This is a genomic window from Kribbella rubisoli (assembly GCF_004217145.1).
GTDB classification, from domain to species: Bacteria; Actinomycetota; Actinomycetes; order Propionibacteriales; family Kribbellaceae; genus Kribbella; species Kribbella rubisoli.
Genome location: NZ_SHKR01000012.1, coordinates 149,060 through 166,672, shown reverse-complemented (window position 1 = coordinate 166,672; position 17,613 = coordinate 149,060). Strand labels below are relative to the sequence as shown.

The following is a 17,613-nucleotide window of genomic DNA, read 5'->3' as shown; positions in this document are numbered from 1 at the left end:
ATGACGCCGAGCACGCCAGGTGACCCGCCCGCTCCCAGCTGTTGACTCGTGACGTGGCTCACAGGACGCTGCGACGGTATGCACCGTCGACCGGGGAGGGGCGACATGCGAAGAACTTCTGCTCTGATCGCAGTACTGGCTGTCGTAGCGAGCGCATTGGCCGCTGGACAGGCTGCCACCGCAGTACCGGGCCAAGGAGGTGACGGCCTCGAGGTGTACGTCGGAGACCTCAGCGCGCAACAGTTGCAGAAGGTCGTCGACACCGGGGTGGACCGCTCGGACCTGGCCACCGGCCAGACAGCCGACGGGAAGGTCAAGGTCGAGGTCGTGATGTCCGAGCGGCAGGCGGCCAAGCTCCGCTCCGACGGCGTCGATCTGAAGGTCAAGCAGGTCAAGGGCCACGCAGCCTCCGACGAGGCCGCCAGGCTCGCCGCGGCCGGCCCGACCGTATTCCGCCCGTACAGCGGGCCCGGAGGCCTCGCTGAGGAGCTGACCCAGACAGCAGCCGCGCATCCTTTGCTGGCCAAGCTGGTCACCATCGGTACGACGGTCCAGGGCAAGCCGATCGTCGCCGTCAAGGTGAGCCTGGGCGCCCGCCTGCTGCCCGACGGCGCCAAGCCTTCGGTGCTGTACTCCGGCACCCAGCACGCCCGCGAGTGGATCACCCCGGAGATGGTGCGCCGGCTGATGCACTACGTGATCGACGGCTACGGCCACAACGCCGACATCACCAAGCTGGTCAATACGACCGAGCTGTGGTTCCTGCCGGTGGCCAACCCCGACGGCTACGACTACACGTTCACCGGCGACCGGTTGTGGCGCAAGAACCTGCGCGACAACAACGGCGACGGGCTCATCGCGCCCGGCGACGGGGTCGACCTGAACCGCAACCTGCCGACCAAGTGGGGTTACGACAACGAGGGTTCGTCGCCCGACCCGAGCAGCGACACGTACCGCGGACCGGCCCCGGCCTCCGAGCCGGAGACGAAGGCCCTCGACCAGCTGTTCCGCAAGGTCAAATTCACCGAGCTGGTCAACTACCACTCCGCTGCGCAGCTGCTGCTGTACGGCGTCGGCTGGCAGGTGAGCACACCGTCCCCGGACGACGTGATCTCCGAGGCAATGGCCGGCGACGACGCGAACCCCGCAGTACCGGGCTATGACCCGGACATCTCGGCCGAGCTCTACACCACCAATGGTGAGACCGACGACCATGCGGCGAACAGGTACGGCACGATGGCGTTCACGCCGGAGATGTCGACCTGCCAGACCGCGTCCGCCGTCGACCCCAACGACCAGTGGCGGCCGGAGGACTGCGTCAGCGTCTTCAGCTTCCCGGACGACGAAGGCCTCATCCAGGCCGAGTTCACCAAGAACATCCCGTTCGCGCTGTCCGTCGCCAAGTCCGCCAAGGACCCCGACGACCCGGTCTCGGTGGTCGGCAGGAAGGCCGCCGATCTGGTCGCGGACCCGTTCACGGTCTCCTACGGCACCACCCAGCCGGTGGCGGTGATCGCGAAGCGGGCCTTGAAGAACCTGCGGATCAACTACCGCGTCAACGGCGGCCGCACGGTGTCCGACAAGGTCTCGGAGTGGAAGGGCGGCGAACGGTACGGCGACACCAACAACCGGTACTACGCCGAGCTCCGCGGCACGGTGCGTCGTACCAAACCCGGTGACTCGGTCGAGGTGTGGTTCACTGGCAACAAACCGGGGACGGGCAACGTCGCCGGCGAGCACTTCACCTACCACGTCGCCACCGACATCGGCGGACAGGTACTGATCCTGGCCGCCGAGGACGTCACCGGCGCGAGCCCGGCGCAGGGCGTCACCACGGCGAAGTACGCGAGCAACTACGCCGCCACACTCGCCGCGTCCGGGATCACCTCCGACGTGTACGACGTCGACGCGAACAACCGGACCGCACCGCACCCGCTGGGCGTGCTGTCGCACTACAAGGCCGTGGTCTGGGAGACCGGCGACGACATCATCACCCGGAAGGTCGGGCAACCGGCCGGCACAGCGGCCGAACTCGCCCTCGATCTGGAGCTGTCGGTCCGCGACTACCTCAACGAGGGCGGCAAGTTGCTCTACACCGGCAAGTACGCCGGCTACGCGAGCAACGGGGACGGGGCGTACTACTACAACCCGTTCCAGGAGCAACAGGGTGAGTGCACGGCGCGTGCGTACCCGTGCCTGCCGCTGCTCAACGACTTCGAGCAGTACTGGCTGGGCGCCTACACGCTCGTCGACAACAGCGGCAGCGACAGCAACGGCGCGCCGGTTCCGATCCGTGGCACCGCCGGTGCCTTCAACGGGTTCACCGGGACGCTCAACGGCGGCGACTCGGCCGGCAACCAGGACCACACGAACGCCTTCGTGCTGACCTCGAGCGTGTTGCCCAAGGCCCAGTTCCCGCAGTTCGCGAGCTCGGCACCGCTGAAGTGGAACCGGCCCGGCGGGGCGCCGTTCGAGCCGTTCACCGGTTCGCAGTACGTGTACAGCCGGCAGGCCGACATGAGCTACAAGCGGCTCAGCCGGACGGTTGACCTGAGCGGGATCTCGAGCGGATCGATGTCGTTCAAGTTCTCCTTCGACACCGAGGCGGACTGGGACTTCGTGATGGTCGAGGCGCACACCGTCGGCCAGAACGACTGGACCACGCTGCCGGACATGAACGGCCATACCTCGCAGGACACCGGCCAGAGCTGTCCGGCCGGTGTGGTGCAGCTGCATCCGTTCCTGGCGCACTACCAGGGTGCGGACTGCTCACCGACCGGCACGACCGGTGCCTGGCACGCGGCGTCCGGGTCCAGCGGGGGCTGGCAGGACTGGAAGATCGACCTCACGCCGTACGCCGGGAAGCAGGTCGAGCTGTCGATCACCTACGTCAGTGACTGGTCGACGCAGGGCCTCGGGGCCTTCGTCGACGACGTCTCGATCACACGGGACGGGGCCACCGAGCAAACGTCCTTCGAGACCGATCTCGGCGGTTGGGCGGTACCTGGTGCGCCGACGGGCTCGCCGGCGAACCCGACCGACTGGATCCGGACCACGACCGCCTTCGACGAGGGCGCCGGGGTGGCCACACCGGACACGGTGTACCTCGGCTTCGGCGCCGAAGGCCTGACCACGCAGGCGATGCGCACCGATCTGGTCCGCCGGTCGATGACTCACTTGTTCACCACCCCGTAACTGGGGATGCCCTGTCGACACCTGAAGGACACTTCAAATCCCTACAGCTGTCGACAGGGCATCGACGCCGTGTCACGAGAGCGTCGCCCAGGGTTCATGCACGGTGAGGAACCTTCGAAGTGTGCGAATCGTGATGGTGGCCGAGACCTTCCTGCCGCAGATCAATGGCGTGGCGAACACGGCTCGCCACGTCGCCGACCGGCTGCGCGCCCGTGGGCACGCACTGCTGATCATCGCCCCCGGACCGGGGCCGGACGCGTACGGCGACGTACCGGTGATCCGCGCCCGCAGCTTCCGGACGCCCGGCTACAAGGAGTACCCGGTCGGCCTGCCGGATCCGTCGATCGAGCGGGCGATGGCCGACTTCAAGCCGGACCTCGTGCACCTCGCCTCACCGTTCATCATCGGCGCGTACGGTCTGCGCGCGGCCCGCAAGCTCGGGCTGCCGACGGTCGCGATCTTCCAGACCGATATTGCCGGCTTCGCCCGCCAGTACCCCTGGTACGCCGCCGCCGACCGCGGCATCTGGCGCTGGGTACGACGGACGCACTCGCGCGCCGACCGCACCCTCGCCCCCTCGTCCTCGGCCGTCGACGCGCTGGTGCAGCGCGGCGTACCGCGGGTGCATCTGTGGGGCCGTGGCGTGAACCTCGACCTCTTCGACCCCACGAACCGCAGCGAGCAGTGGCGCCGGGAGATCTCACCGGACGGCAAGCCGATCGTCGGGTACGTCGGCCGGCTGGCCGCGGAGAAGAAGGTCCGCCGGCTTGCCGAGCTGACCGAGCTGGACTGCCGGATCGTCATTGTCGGCGACGGGCCGGACCGCGCCTCGCTGGAGAACGCGTTGCCGACGGCAACCTTCCTCGGGATGCGCCGCGGTGCCGACCTGGCCTCGATCTTCGCCGGGCTGGACGTGTTCGTCCACACCGGCGAGCACGAGACGTTCTGCCAGACGATCCAGGAGGCGCAGGCCTCCGGCGTCGCCACCGTCGGCCCGGCCGCGGGCGGCCCGCTCGACCTGATCCGCCCCGGCGAGAACGGCCTGCTGTTCGAGCCGGGCAAGGCCGGCTCGCTGCGCGACCAGGTGAAGATCATGCTCGACCACCCCTCCGCACGCAGCCGGATGGCGGCGAGTGGCCTGCAGCGGGTGCAGTCCCGGACCTGGCCGGCGGTGGTCGACGACCTGGTCGACCGCCACTACGCCGACGTACTGCGTGAGGCAGCGGCGATCCGGCGGGTCGCGTGACGGGGCTGCGGATCGCCCAGCTGGCGAACTTCGTCGGGCCGACGTCCGGTGGCATGCGGACCGCGATCGAGCAGATCGGCCGGGGGTACGTCGAGGCCGGCGCCGAGCGGATCGTGATCACACCGGGCGAACGCGACGAGGTGACCGAGACCGAGTTCGGCACGGTGGTCCGGGTGAAGGCGCCGAAGGTGAGCGGCGGGTACCGACTCATCACCAACCCGTGGAACGTGATCGACGTACTGAAGAAGTTCGGGCCGACCACGGTCGAGATCTCGGACAAGTCGACGCTGCTTCCGGTCGCGCGCTGGGCCCGCCGCAACGACATCGGCACGATCCTGTTCAGCCACGAGCGTCTGGACGCGATGCTGGCGCTGGGTTCGGCCCGCCCGGGTCAGCTCGGTGGCCACGACGTACTGCGTCCCGGCCGGATGCTCGGCGAAGTCAGCCAGCGCACGAGCCGCTGGACCGGTGAGAGCGTCCAACGCCGGGCCGAGGGCGTGAAGGCCAGCCAGCTCCACGTGGTCGCGACCGTCGCCGCGCTCTACCGGATCCTCAGCCGCACCTACGACGCGGTGGTGGTCACGTCCCGCTACGCGGCCGCGGAGTTCGACGAGGTGACAACCCCGCTGGTCCGGATCCCGCTCGGGGTCGACCTGGAAACCTTCCACCCGTCACGGGCCGAGCCGGTCGACGACGGCGTACTCAAGCTGGTCCACGCCGGCCGCCTGTCACGGGAGAAGAGCCCGCACCTCGCGGTCGCCACCGCGGTCGAGCTGCACCGCCGCGGCGTGAAGCTGCAGATGGACGTCTACGGCACCGGCCCGCACCTCGACGAGCTGATCGAGATCGCCGGCGACGCGCCGATCACCTTCCACGGGTACGTCGACGGCCGCCAGACCCTCGCCAGGCATCTCGCCGAGGCCGACATCGCACTGTCCGTCTGCCCCGGCGAAACCTTCGGCCTGGCTGTCCTGGAGGCCCTCGCCGCCGGCACCCCGGTCGTCACCGCCAACACCGGCGGCGCCCGCGAACTCGTCGACGAAACCTGCGGCCGCTGGGAGGCCGCCAACCCCTCCGCCCTGGCCGACGCGGTCCTGGCGCTGGCCAAACTCCCCAACCGCAGAGCCGCCGCCCGCCACCGCGCCGAGCTCTACAACTGGCAATCCTGCGTGGATCGGATGCTCACCCTGCATACCCGCCTCACCCAGGCCCGTCTCGCGGCCTAACGACAGGAGGTAGTGCCGATTCCGGCGCCCTCGACGGCCGGGCTGAGCGTGCGGCTCGGCTCAGAGACCGACTACCTCCTGTCGTTAGCGGCGGCGCATCACGTCAGGTGGTCGTAGTCGCCCCGGACCCAGGCCGCGTGCCGGTCGGCGGAGCGGCGTACGACGGCTTTGGCGTCGACCGGGATGGAGGCGCCGAAGTTGTTGTACAAGCGGTCGTACTCGTAGGGGTCGAGGGAGCGGGCGACCCGGTCGACGACCGCGCCGGACAGCGGGATGCGGTTCGGGTAGCTGCGCATGAAGCTCACCGACGTACGGTCGGGGTTCGCGAAGATCGTGTCGCCGGACAGGATCACACCCTTGCCCTCGGCACCGTTCTGCCAGTGCACGACCGCGCTGCCCGGGAAATGACCGCCTGGTTGGAGAACGGTCACTCCGGGTAGCGGTGTCAGCTTGCCCGACCAGGTCCGGATAACCGGGTCCTGGCGGGCGACCCACTCCTTGTCGGCCTCCGAGACATACACGGGTACGTCGCCGAGGCGGTGGCTCCACTCGACCTGGACGCCGTACATGTGCGGGTGGCTGGCGATGATCCCGACCACGTCGCCCAGCTCGCGGACCCGGCGTACGGCGTCGTCGTCGAGGTACCCGATCGGGTCCCAGAGCAGGTTGCCCTCGTCGGTGACGACCAGCATCGACTGCTGACCGATCCCCACCGGTGGCTTCGACCGCACGCCGTACAGGTTCGGCTCCACCTCGTCGATGGTGACCTCGGTCCCGGCCAGCTCCTCCAGCGTCGTCCAGTGCTGCCCGTCGGCGGGCACCCACTGCCGTTCGTCGGCGCAGATCGCACACACGTCGACCTGCTCGGAGTGCTCGACCGCACAGGTCGCACAGATCCAGAAACTCACAGTAGTTCTCCCCTTCGGTTCTGATGTGCCGCCAGCCAACGTGTTCAAGCTCGGTTGAAGTCAAGCTACGACGCGACCGAGATCACATCCATCGCGATCGATGTCACAGCTGTCAGGACATTTCACCGCAGTACGCGGGTCTAGCATCAAGACGATTCCGAATTCTCGACGAGGAGGATCTGGTGCCCAGCAAACCAGCCGGCACGCTGTACCGCGGCCGGGAGGGCATGTGGTCATGGGTCGCGCACCGCATCACCGGTGTCGGGATCTTCTTCTTCCTGCTGGTGCACGTGCTGGACACCGCGCTGGTCCGGGTCTCGCCGCACGCGTACAACGAGGTCATCGGCACCTACAAGAACCCGATCGTCGGCCTGCTCGAGGTCGGGCTGGTGGCCGCGATCCTGTTCCACGCCTTCAACGGCATCCGGCTGATCCTGATCGACTTCTGGGCCAAGGGCCCGCGCTACCAGCGGCAGCTGATGATCGGCGTCGGAGTGGTCTGGGTCGTGCTGTTCGTGCCCTTCGTCATCCGCCATCTGACCCACGTGTTCGGAGGCTGAGATGAGCGAGATCGCTGCTCCCCGGTCCAGTTCCCGCGCGCGCAACCTGAAGGGCGGCGGCCGGAACCGCTCCGGCCAGACCAACTTCGAGCTGTACAGCTGGCTGTTCATGCGGCTGTCCGGGCTCGCGCTCGTCATCCTCGTGCTCGGGCACCTGTTCGTGAACCTGATGCTCGGCGGCGGCATCACCGCGCTGGACTTCGGCTTCGTGGCCGGCAAGTGGGCCAACCCGCTCTGGCAGGTCTGGGACCTGCTGATGCTGTGGCTGGCGATGCTGCACGGCTCGAACGGCCTGCGCACGATCATCAACGACTACGCCGAGAAGGACCAGACCCGGTTCTGGCTGAAGGCCCTGCTGATCACGGCGGCGCTCGTGGTGGTCGTCCTCGGCACCCTGGTGATCTTCACCTTCGATCCCTGCCTCGACCCCAACTCCACATTGTCTGTCTGTAAATAAAGGAACTTCATGCAGCAGCACCAGTACGACGTCATCATCGTCGGCGCGGGCGGCGCAGGAATGCGGGCCGCTCTCGAGTCGAGCAAGCGGACCCGGACCGCCGTACTCACCAAGCTCTACCCGACCCGGTCGCACACCGGCGCGGCCCAGGGCGGCATGTGCGCCGCGCTGGCCAACGTCGAGGAGGACAACTGGGAGTGGCACACCTTCGACACGGTCAAGGGCGGTGACTTCCTGGTCGACCAGGACGCGGCCGAGGTGATGTGCCGCGAGGCCGTCGACGCGGTCCTCGACCTGGAGAAGATGGGCCTGCCGTTCAACCGGACCGCCGAGGGCAAGATCGACCAGCGGTTCTTCGGCGGCCACACCCGCAACCACGGCGAGGCCGTCGTACGGCGGTCGTGCTTCGCCGCGGACCGTACCGGCCACATGATCCTGCAGACGCTCTACCAGCAGTGCATCAAGCAGAATGTCGAATTCTTCAACGAGTACTACGTTCTCGACCTGCTGATGACCGATGGCAAGGCGAGCGGCGTGGTCGCGTACGAGCTGGCCACCGGCGAGCTGCACGTGTTCTCGGCCAAGTCCGTGATCTTCGCGTCCGGCGGTTTCGGCAAGGTCTTCCGGACGACGTCCAACGCGCACACGCTGACCGGCGACGGCATGGGCATCGTGTGGCGGAAGGGCCTGCCGCTGGAGGACATGGAGTTCTTCCAGTTCCACCCGACCGGCCTGGCGGGGCTCGGCGTACTGCTGTCGGAAGCGGCCCGCGGCGAGGGCGGCATCCTGCGGAACAAGGACAACGAGCGTTTCATGGAGCGCTACGCGCCGACCGTGAAGGACCTGGCGCCGCGGGACATGGTCGCCCGCGCGATGGCGAACGAGGTCCGTGAAGGTCGCGGCTGCGGTCCGGACGGCGCGTACGTGATGCTCGACCTGACCCACCTCGAGCCCGCCCACATCGACGCGAAGCTCCCGGACATCACCGAGTTCGCGCGGACGTATCTGGGCGTGGAGCCGTACACCGAGCAGATCCCGGTGTTCCCGACCGCGCACTACGCGATGGGCGGCATCCCGACCAACATCAAGGGCGAGGCCCTGGCCAACAACGATGATGTGATCCCGGGCCTGTACGCGGCCGGCGAGGTCGCGTGCGTCTCGGTGCACGGTGCGAACCGCCTCGGCACGAACTCGCTGCTCGACATCAACGTGTTCGGCCGGCGGGCGGGGATCGCGGCCGCGGAGTACGCCGAAACCGCGTCCTTCGAGGAGCTGCCCGCGGAGCCGGAGAAGTACGTCGTGGAGCTGGTCGAGGGGCTGCGCAACTCGACGGGTGAGGAGCGGATCGCGGCGATCCGGTCGGACCTGCAGGCGACGATGGACCTGAACGCGCAGGTGTATCGGACCGAGGGCTCGCTGAAGCAGGCGCTGGTCGACCTCGAGGCGCTCAAGCTCCGGTTCGCCGACGTCGCCGTCCAGGACAAGGGCAAGCGGTTCAACACCGACCTGCTCGAGGCGGTCGAGCTCGGCTTCCTGCTCGATCTGGCCGAGGTGCTGGTGGTGTCGGCGCTGGAGCGCAAGGAGTCCCGCGGCGGGCACTTCCGCGAGGACTACGCCACCCGCGACGACGTCAACTTCATGCGGCACACGATGGCGTACCGCGAGGTAGATGCCGACGGCAACGAGACGATCCGGCTCGACTACAAACCGGTCGTCCAGACCCGTTACAAGCCGATGGAGCGCAAGTACTGATGGACGTCAAGGTCAAGATCCTGCGGTACAACCCTGAGGTCGTCGACGAGGCCGAGTGGAAGACGTACTCCGTCACGCTGCAGCCGACCGACCGGGTGCTGGACGCCCTGCACAAGATCAAGTGGGAGCAGGACGGCACGCTGACGTTCCGGCGGTCCTGCGCGCACGGTGTCTGCGGCTCGGACGCGATGCGGATCAACGGCCGGAACCGGCTGGCCTGCAAGACGCTGATCAAGGACCTGAGCCCGGACAAGGAGATCACCGTCGAGCCGATCAAGGGCCTGACGGTGCTCAAGGACCTGGTCGTCGACATGGACCCGTTCTTCGAGGCGTACCGCGCGGTGATGCCGTTCCTGGTCACCAGCGGTCACGAGCCGACCCGGGAGCGGATCCAGTCGCAGGCCGACCGGGACCGCTTCGACGACACCACCAAGTGCATCCTGTGCGCCGCCTGTACGACGTCCTGCCCGGTGTTCTGGTCCGACGGCCAGTACTTCGGCCCGCAGGCGATCGTCGGCGCGCACCGGTTCATCTTCGACAGCCGCGACGAGGGCACCGAGCAGCGGCTGGAGATCCTGAACGACAAGGAAGGCGTCTGGCGCTGCCGGACCACCTTCAACTGCACCGACGCCTGCCCCCGCGGCATCGAGGTCACCAAGGCCATCCAGGAAGTGAAGCGCGCCCTCATCTTCCGCCGGGTGTGATCGGCTGCGCCCGCCGTCGCTTAAACTTCATCCCGGCCAATTCGTGTGCCACGCAGCCTCTGCCCTCGCGAGGACAGGGGCTGCTCGTCAGCCCGGGGGGTGATTGTGCAGCAGCGCGTACGTGAGTTCGTCGACCGGCACTACCCCCGGCTGGTCGAGCTGCTGGAGCGCTGCGGCATCCCGCGGAGCAAGCCGCCGCTGCTCGTGCTCGGCGTACTTGCCGCCACGACGTCCGTCGTCGTGACGACGGTGCTCTGGATCTCGCACCGGGTCGATGCCGACGCGGGGCCGGTGGCCATCGATCCCGCCTCCGCCGGGCGGGCCGGGACCGCGGTGGTGAACGCCGAGCGGGCGCAGGTGCTGTCGATGACGATGGTCACGCGGAACCGCTGGGCGGCCGGCTGGTCCGACTGCACGAGCGGCCCGAACTGCCGGTACGCCGCAGTGCTGGATCGCGACGGCGCCCGTGCGACCTCGCCGGAGTGGCCGGTCCCGTACGCGACGCTGGCGACCGGTGACGAGGCGATCGCGGTCGCCCCGCCGCGCGAGGGCACGCTCACCGGGGACACGACGATGATGTTCCGGATGACGTACGACGGCCCGGTGCTGACCCGGCTGCGGTACCGGCTGTCCACCTCGACGTTCGAGCCCGGTGAGATCCTGACCGACCAGATCGTGCCGGGCCGGATCGTGGTGGTGAACCCCAAGGAGTCGTCGGTCCGGATGCTCGAGACCCGCGGTAGCCGTTCGCCGGTCTGCGACACGAGCGGGCGGTGCTGGGTGCTGACCGGGGTCGGGCGGACCGACATCCTGTGGACCGACGACGGCGGGAGGACCTGGCGGTCGCAGGCGCTGGACAACCACAACCAGCTCGGGAAGCTCGCGGTCAGCCCGGACGGCCAGACGCTGGTGTCGACCTCGGTCATCGTCGGCGACAGCGGACAGGCGGTCGCGAAGATGCGCATCTCGACCGACCGCGGACAGACGTGGACGCTCGTCCAGCATCCGCCGCAGAGCCTGAACACGCCGCCGCTCGCCTTCGACGACGGTACGGCGATGATGCTCGGCGGGCGGCTGGGCGACCGGCCGCGGCTGTACCGGGTGCGGGAGGGGGCGGCCGACCTGGATCGTGGATACCCGGGTGACCTCGCTGATCTCGCCGGGGACGAGCACTTGATGTACGGATTCGAGGTGCCGAAGCGGCGTACGACGGAGGTCGTGCTGAGCACCGACGAGGGCGCCACCTGGACGAAGTTCGCGCCTCGCTAGCCGAGCTGTGATGCCAGGCAGGCCAGGTAGAGCGTGAGAGTGGCGCGGTGGTCGCGCCAGGGCTGGCCGGTCAGGCGTTCGACCTTCTCCAGCCGGTAGATCAGCGTATTGCGATGGATGTGCAGCGCCTCCGCCGTACGCACGAGGTTGAAGCCGCTCTCGCACCAGGCGATCAACGTGCTCCGCAACTCGAGCCAGTCCGGATGCGTCGCCAACTCACCAGCCGCAAGATTCAGCAACCGAGCCCGAGCCCGATGCCCCACCGCCGCCAGCACCTGATGCCCCCGCAACTCATCAATCAAGTACGCCGCCCCGCCCGGCACACACTCCTTCCCCAACCGCAAGGCATCCCCCGCATCCGCATAAGCCTCCCGCAACGCGACCACCCCAACCGCCGGCCCGCCAACCCCCGCCCGCGAACTGAACCCATGGCCGGACGCGATCGCCCGAACAGCCACCTCCCCAAGCTCCCGCCGCCTGCCGCCGTCGCCCGGGCCCAGCAGCTCTGCGCCCTCCCGCCGGTGGCCCGTCGTCAGCGTTGGTAGGACTGCGAAGCGGCCTGCCGTCATCACCACTACCAGGTCGGACGGGCTGAAGGCCTGGCGGAGGGTGCGGAGGAGTTCTGGCCGGACTGCCGTGACGTCGGTCGCGGCCGGGGCGGGCTCGTCTACTTCGAGGATGATTACGGTGCGGGGAACGGTGAGGTCGAAGCCGAGTTCTTTGGCGCGGGCGGCTAGGAAGGCGGGGTCGACCACGTCTTCGTCGAAGGAGCCGATGTCGCGGACGAGTTCTTCGAGGGCGCGTTCGCGGAGCAGCCGGGACCGCAGTTCGACCGACTCCTGCAGCAGGATCTCCGTCTGCCGTCGTACGACGAGGCCGAAGCGCCGGACCTGACGTGGTGAACCGGTGATGCCGACCGTGCCGACCGCCTCGCCGTCGATCACGATCGGCAGCGTCATGCCGGGCTTCACCCCGCGCAGCCGGGCAGCCTCGGCCGCCGTGTGCCAGGCCGCCTGCTGGGAGGCGAGCACTTCGATCGACGCCTCGTGGAAACTCCCCAGCCGCGAGGCGTCCCCGCTCCCGATCACGATCCCGCGATCGTCGGTGATGAGCACGTTGTAGCCGATCACCTCGGAGGTGTCCCGGGCGATCTGCTGGGCCAACGGAGCCGAAAGCATCTTGGACGAAGCGTACGACGAACCTCGCCTCCGGTCACCAGATCATGGACCGATCGTCCAATGACGGCACTCCCCGTCGTCCCTAGCCTTGAAGGAATCGGGGTGAGGCCACGGAAAGGCATGTCATGGCGAAGACACTCAATGCACGCTCCCGGATCGCTCCCCTGCTGGCCGTCGTCGCACTCGCGGTCTCCACGCTGACCGCCTGCGGAGACGACTCCAAGGCGCCGGTCTCGGACGCGGCCGCGGCGCTCGGCACCCTCGAACCCGGGGTGCTCAAGGTCGCGATCCAGCCGTACGCGCCGTACACCTCGCTGGTCGGCGACAAGATGTCCGGCCTCGACGCCGACATCCTGAACGCGGTCGCGGACAAGCTCGGGCTGAAGGTCAAACCCGAGCTGACCGACTTCGCCGGCATGCTGGCGAGTGTCCAGTCCCGCCGCGTCGACATCACCATCGGCGGCGTCGCGTGGACCGCGGAGCGGCAGAAACAGGGCCTGTTCACCGACCCGCCGTACTACTCCCCACCCGCGATGGCCGTCCGCGCCGGTGAGCACTACCAGACGGTGAAGGACCTGGAGGGCAAGAACCTCGGCACCGTCGAGGGCTACGTGTGGGTGAAGTCGATCCAGGCCGTACCCGGCGCCAAGCTGCACGCGTACCCGGACGGCAACGGCGTCTTCGACGACCTCGGTGCGGGCCGGATCAACGTCGGCTTCCTCGACCCGCTGCTCGTCCTCGCGGCCCAGAAGGAACGCCCCGAGCTCAAGGTCGAGACGCAGTACCTCACTCCGCCGACGGCCGCCGACGTCGCTGCGCATCCGGCGTACCAGTACTTCCAGCAGTACATGACCGCGTTCTACCTGCCGAAGCAGGCGACCGCGCTGGAGAAGGCGATCTCCGAGCAGATCCGCGCGATGTACGCGAACGGCGAGCTGACCAAGCTGATCCAGAAGTACGGCGGCGACCCGAACCAGTTCCTGAAGCCCGCGCCGGAGATCGCCAAAACTCGGCAGAACGTCGACCGCCCCGCCGACTGGCAACCGCCGTCCATCTGAGGAGGGAACGCCATGATCGCCGAACTGTTCCAAGTGCCCTGGTCGGACTACGCGCCGGCCCTCCTGGACGGTCTCGAACGCACCGTCCTCTACACGATCGCGAGCTTCGCCGGCGCGGCCGCACTCGGGCTCGCCCTCGCCCTGCTCCGGGTCAGCCGCCATCGCGCGCTCCGGATCCCGGCCGCGATCTACACCGAGGTGTTCAAGAACATCCCGCTGCTCGCGATCATCTTCGTGACGTACTTCGGTCTCGCGTCCGTCGGCCTGAAGCTCGGCGTGTTCAGCGCCGGCTGCGTGAGCCTGATCGTCTTCTACGCGGCGTACCTGTCGGAGATCTTCCGGTCCGCGATCGCCGGCGTCCACGCCGGTCAGCAGGAAGCGTCCGAGGCACTCGGTCTCGGCAAGGTCAGCACCTTCGCGTACGTCGTGTTCCCGCAGGCGCTGCGCTCGGCGCTGCCGGGTACGAACACGATGCTCGTCGACCTGCTCAAATCCACGTCGCTGCTGGTCACGATCTCGGCGGCCGAGCTGATGTCCGAGGGCCGGCTGATCACGTCGGCGACCTTCCGCGCGCTCGAGGTGTACCTCGTGATCGCGGCGATCTACTTCGTGCTCTGCTATCCGCTGTCCCAGGGCCTGCTCTGGCTTGAGCGGAAGATCCGGGCCGGTGTGCCGCTCACGCCTCGGCGTCGTCGACGGCTGAAGGCGGCGCGGGCGATGCTGGAAGGAGCCTCGGCATGAACGTCAGAGCTTTGAGCGATGTCGTCGTACGGATCGAGAACCTGAACAAGTCCTTCGACGGGCGGCTGGTGCTCGACGGCGTGAGCCTCAACGTCCGGAACCAGAAGATCGTCGCGATCATCGGCCAGAGCGGCGGCGGCAAGACGACGCTGCTGCGCTGCCTGAACCTGCTCGAGCGGCCGGACCACGGGCTGCTCGAGGTGGCCGGCGAGACGATCTTCAAGGGATCTTCGATGGAGTGCCGCGACCTCGCGAAGCTGCGGCAGTCGGTCGGCATGGTCTTCCAGCGGTTCAACCTCTTCCCGCATCTGACCGCGGTCGAGAACGTGATGCTCGCGCAGCTGCGGGCCGGCGTACCCGAGAAGGACGCGCTGGAGCGGGCGGTGCAGCTGTTGCGCCGTGTCGGGCTGGCCCATCGAGCGCTGGCGTATCCGGAGCAGATGTCGGGTGGTGAGCAGCAACGCGTCGCGATCGCGCGGGCGCTGGCGCTGAAGCCGTCCGTCCTGCTGTTCGACGAGCCGACGTCGTCGCTCGACCCGGAGTCGACGGCCGAGGTACTGCGGGTGATGCGCGAGCTGGCCGCGGACGGGATGACGATGGTGCTGGTCACGCACGAGCTGCCGTTCGCGCGGGACGTGGCGGACTGGGTGGTGTTCGTCGACGGCGGCAAGATCGTCGAGCAGGGTGCGCCGGCCGACGTACTCGGCAAACCGCAGGAACTACGGACGCGGACGTTCCTTGCCTCCTACGCGGCGGGGCAGTAGATGCGCATCATCGTGATCGGCGGCGGCGTCATCGGCCTGTGGTCCGCCGTCGCCCTGGCCGAGGCGGGCGCCGACGTCACCGTGCTGGACGCCGGACCGCAGAGCGGATTCGCCTCGCCGGCCGCGGCCGGCTGGGTCGTCCCGGCGCTCTCGGCGCCGTTGTCGGGGCCGGGTGTCCTGCTGCACTCCGCACGTCAGGTGCTGCATCGTGAGGCGCCGTTCAGCGTTGCGCCGCGGCTGACGTCGACGTTGTTGCGGTGGATCGTCGGGTTCGTGCGGAGCGGTTCGGCCATCCAGTACGCCGCTGGGCTGCGCGCCGTACTGGATCTCGGGGCGGGGTGTGTGGACGACTTCAACCGGTTGCAGGAGACGTCCGACCTGGAACTGCGGCAGACCGGGTTGTTGATGACCGCGCTGACGCAGGCCGGGTTGGACGAGGTCGCGCAGTTGGCCGAGGCGACGACGGCGGCCGGATACAAGGGCGGCTACGACATCCTCGACGGGCCGTCGGCGCGTCTAAGGGAGCCTGCATTGGGTCCGGCCGTCATCGGGGCCGTGCACGCAGTCGATGAAGTCCAGGTGCGGCCCGAGCAAGTCTTGAAGGCACTCCGGGAGCAATTCACCGGCCGCTTGGTCAATGCAACGGTCAGCAGACTGCGGCCGGGGTGGGATGTCGAGACCAGCGTCGGGCGGTTCAGTGCGGATCGGCTGCTCGTTGCCGCGGGTGCTTGGTCGACCGAGTTGCTGGCCGTGCTCGGCGTACGGATACCGTTGCTGGCAGCAACCGGTTACAGCATCACCACACCGGGAACGGGTCTGGCTCCCCAGCTGGCCGTGAAGCTCGTCGAGCCGAGTATCGCGGTGACGCCGTTCGCGGACGGCGTGCGGGTTGCGGCGCGGCTCGACCTCGGTCGGCCGGGCGGTCCGATCACGGAACGCCGGCTGGCCGCAGTACTCGATCGGACCACGCCGTACTTCGCCGACTGGCGACCGGGGTTGTCGACGGCGACGTTCGCCGGCATGCGGCCCGCGACGCCGGACAGCCTGCCGTTGATCGGGGCGATCCCCGGCCACCGCGGGCTGTACGTCGCCACCGGGCACGGCATGCTCGGGTTGACGTTGGCGCCCGGGACCGCGCGACACGTCGTACCGCTGGTGCTGGACGACGTACGGTCGCCGGAGCTGCAGCCGTTTGCGCCGGAGCGGTATCTCAGTGGTGCATGGCGGCGCCCTTGAGCACCTTGTCGACCGCGTTCTTCGGCCCGTAGCAGGCGATCCCGACCAGGTCGAGGTCCGCGGTCGACACCGCCTTCACCGCCGCGCGATTGTCGCGGTCGTTGCCCGTAGCAAACAAATCCTGGGTGAAGACGGCATGCTCGAGCTCGCGACGCAGCGCGCGCTCGTGGGCGGTCGCCATGAACTCCTTGCTGCCCTCGAACACCAGCACCGGCTGCCGGAACATCGGCAGATAGCCGGTCCCGTCGCCATCTTCGTAGGGCTCACCCACGACCTCGGGGTGCGTCGCCGCGATCCCGCTGACCAGGAACGCAGTCACGTTCAACCGCTGCCACACCGCCAGATCGTCGCGCAGCAGCACGGCGATCTTTGTATCGAATCTGATCGGCTCATCCACACCCCCGATCCTCACCCGCGACCCCGCCGGCGGTCTTGTACGTTCTAAACCTCTCCGACCTTCTCCTGGAGGTTCTCAGCAGTACGGCTGGTTCGAGGTGACGGCTGTGCAGACGCGCAGGAAGAGGTTGAAGAGGCGGTAGAGCTGGAGCATGTCGCCTTCGACCGTCACCGTGCGGTCGTCCTGCCGCTCGACGCCAGGGATTGCCGCAAGGTGCAGGGCGACCGAAGCGGATTGCCAGCGGACCGTCAGTCGGTGACCCGCGTGGTCGGCGGCCGGTGCCGACAGACTGGCCAGAGCTTGCGTTGTGGTGGTTTCGATGGCCTCGCGGGCCTCGGCGACCGGGACCAGTTGTGCCGCGAAGCGGTCCTTGGCGAACTTGACCGGGACGGTGGCAACCGCCGGATCCCAGGACTTCGTCTCGTCGCAGGCCGCGTCGTCACCGGTCAGCAGGGCGACGGGGACGCCGTACGCCGCTGCCGCCGCATGGAGCAGGCCGATCTCGCCGGTCGGGCGGTCGTCGAGCCAGATGTCCTCGATCTCGTGGCCCATGAAGCTGTGACTCAGCACGCCGAGCACGCCGGCGCGCGCATGGAAGCCGATGCAGAGCACCGCGTCGTACTCGGAAGACAGGCCCTCGATCATGCCCATCGGCTTCGGGCGGCCCTTGATCAGGCGGGCACGCGGGTCGAGGAGGTCTGGGAGGAGATTGCGCATCGGGCCATGGGCGTCGTTGACCAGTACGGCGGTCGCGCCGGCGGCGTACGCACCGCGGATGGCGGCGTTCACGTCCTCCGTCATCATCACCCGGCTGCGCTCGTAGTCCCGGCCCGGCGGCTGGACGTCCTCCGCGTCGACCAGTCCGGTGATGCCTTCCATGTCCGCACTCACGTAAACCTTCACGCCCAGAAGCGTATGTTCT

Annotated in this window: 16 protein-coding genes; 12 read left to right on the top strand and 4 right to left on the bottom strand. The window is 68.4% G+C overall.

Annotated features, from left to right (window positions below):
* Window positions 1–105: 105 nt before the first annotated feature.
* The 3 genes from EV645_RS15000 to EV645_RS14990 all read left to right on the top strand — a co-directional run bounded on the left by EV645_RS15000 (window position 106) and on the right by EV645_RS14990 (window position 5,667).
* Window positions 106–3,195: a M14 family metallopeptidase gene (locus EV645_RS15000; protein ID WP_130444132.1), complete on the top strand. Its 3,090-nt coding sequence runs from the start codon at window positions 106–108 to the stop codon at window positions 3,193–3,195.
* A 121-nt stretch (window positions 3,196–3,316) separates the two neighbouring features.
* Window positions 3,317–4,441, top strand: coding sequence for a glycosyltransferase family 4 protein (locus EV645_RS14995; protein WP_198681636.1), 1,125 nt, complete (start codon window positions 3,317–3,319; stop codon window positions 4,439–4,441).
* On the top strand, window positions 4,438–5,667 hold the full coding sequence (locus EV645_RS14990) for a glycosyltransferase (RefSeq protein WP_242000426.1): 1,230 nt from the start codon (window positions 4,438–4,440) through the stop codon (window positions 5,665–5,667). The genes EV645_RS14995 and EV645_RS14990 overlap by 4 nt, the downstream gene beginning before the upstream one ends.
* 98 nt (window positions 5,668–5,765) lie before the next feature.
* Here the strand turns inward: EV645_RS14990 and EV645_RS14985 are convergent, their stop codons facing one another.
* Window positions 5,766–6,575: an MBL fold metallo-hydrolase gene (locus tag EV645_RS14985; RefSeq protein ID WP_130444130.1), complete on the bottom strand. Its 810-nt coding sequence runs from the start codon at window positions 6,573–6,575 to the stop codon at window positions 5,766–5,768.
* A gap of 182 nt (window positions 6,576–6,757) precedes the next feature.
* On the opposite strand from EV645_RS14985, the gene sdhC reads away from it, so the two are divergent.
* The 5 genes from sdhC (at window position 6,758) to EV645_RS14960 (ending at window position 11,317) form a co-directional block, all read left to right on the top strand.
* Window positions 6,758–7,135, top strand: a complete 378-nt coding sequence (gene sdhC / locus EV645_RS14980; RefSeq protein ID WP_130444128.1) for a succinate dehydrogenase, cytochrome b556 subunit — start codon at window positions 6,758–6,760, stop codon at window positions 7,133–7,135.
* A gap of 1 nt (window position 7,136) precedes the next feature.
* Complete coding sequence (locus EV645_RS14975; RefSeq protein ID WP_130444126.1) at window positions 7,137–7,592, top strand: succinate dehydrogenase hydrophobic membrane anchor subunit; 456 nt, start codon at window positions 7,137–7,139, stop codon at window positions 7,590–7,592.
* 9 nt (window positions 7,593–7,601) lie between these two features.
* Complete coding sequence (gene sdhA / locus EV645_RS14970; RefSeq protein ID WP_130444124.1) at window positions 7,602–9,344, top strand: succinate dehydrogenase flavoprotein subunit; 1,743 nt, start codon at window positions 7,602–7,604, stop codon at window positions 9,342–9,344.
* A complete protein-coding gene (locus EV645_RS14965) occupies window positions 9,344–10,048 on the top strand; it encodes a succinate dehydrogenase iron-sulfur subunit (protein ID WP_130444122.1) in 705 nt (234 codons plus the stop codon). The genes sdhA and EV645_RS14965 overlap by 1 nt, the downstream gene beginning before the upstream one ends.
* 105 nt (window positions 10,049–10,153) lie before the next feature.
* Complete coding sequence (locus EV645_RS14960; RefSeq protein ID WP_130444120.1) at window positions 10,154–11,317, top strand: WD40/YVTN/BNR-like repeat-containing protein; 1,164 nt, start codon at window positions 10,154–10,156, stop codon at window positions 11,315–11,317.
* Here EV645_RS14960 and EV645_RS14955 read toward each other — a convergent pair.
* Window positions 11,314–12,495 carry a CdaR family transcriptional regulator gene (locus tag EV645_RS14955; protein ID WP_130444118.1) on the bottom strand — a complete coding sequence of 394 codons (1,182 nt, stop codon included), beginning with the start codon at window positions 12,493–12,495 and terminating at the stop codon, window positions 11,314–11,316. The genes EV645_RS14960 and EV645_RS14955 overlap by 4 nt on opposite strands.
* Window positions 12,496–12,620: 125 nt before the next feature.
* Between EV645_RS14955 and EV645_RS14950 the strand changes: the two genes are divergently transcribed.
* From EV645_RS14950 to EV645_RS14935, 4 genes are read left to right on the top strand one after another with little or no spacing between them, the layout of a single operon-like run.
* On the top strand, window positions 12,621–13,553 hold the full coding sequence (locus tag EV645_RS14950; RefSeq protein WP_130444116.1) for a substrate-binding periplasmic protein: 933 nt from the start codon (window positions 12,621–12,623) through the stop codon (window positions 13,551–13,553).
* 12 nt (window positions 13,554–13,565) lie between these two features.
* On the top strand, window positions 13,566–14,294 hold the full coding sequence (locus EV645_RS14945) for an amino acid ABC transporter permease (protein ID WP_130444114.1): 729 nt from the start codon (window positions 13,566–13,568) through the stop codon (window positions 14,292–14,294).
* Entirely contained in the window at window positions 14,291–15,058 is a 768-nt protein-coding gene (locus tag EV645_RS14940) for an amino acid ABC transporter ATP-binding protein (protein WP_130444112.1), read from the top strand. Before EV645_RS14945 ends, EV645_RS14940 begins: the two co-directional genes overlap by 4 nt.
* Window positions 15,059–16,294, top strand: a complete 1,236-nt coding sequence (locus EV645_RS14935; protein WP_130444110.1) for an NAD(P)/FAD-dependent oxidoreductase — start codon at window positions 15,059–15,061, stop codon at window positions 16,292–16,294.
* On the opposite strand, the gene EV645_RS14930 is transcribed toward EV645_RS14935, so the two are convergent.
* Window positions 16,269–16,691: a DUF2000 domain-containing protein gene (locus tag EV645_RS14930; protein ID WP_242000425.1), complete on the bottom strand. Its 423-nt coding sequence runs from the start codon at window positions 16,689–16,691 to the stop codon at window positions 16,269–16,271. The two genes, EV645_RS14935 and EV645_RS14930, sit on opposite strands and share 26 nt — an antisense overlap.
* A 75-nt stretch (window positions 16,692–16,766) precedes the next feature.
* Window positions 16,767–17,594: a M55 family metallopeptidase gene (locus EV645_RS14925; protein ID WP_130444108.1), complete on the bottom strand. Its 828-nt coding sequence runs from the start codon at window positions 17,592–17,594 to the stop codon at window positions 16,767–16,769.
* Between the last annotated feature and the right edge of the window lie 19 nt (window positions 17,595–17,613).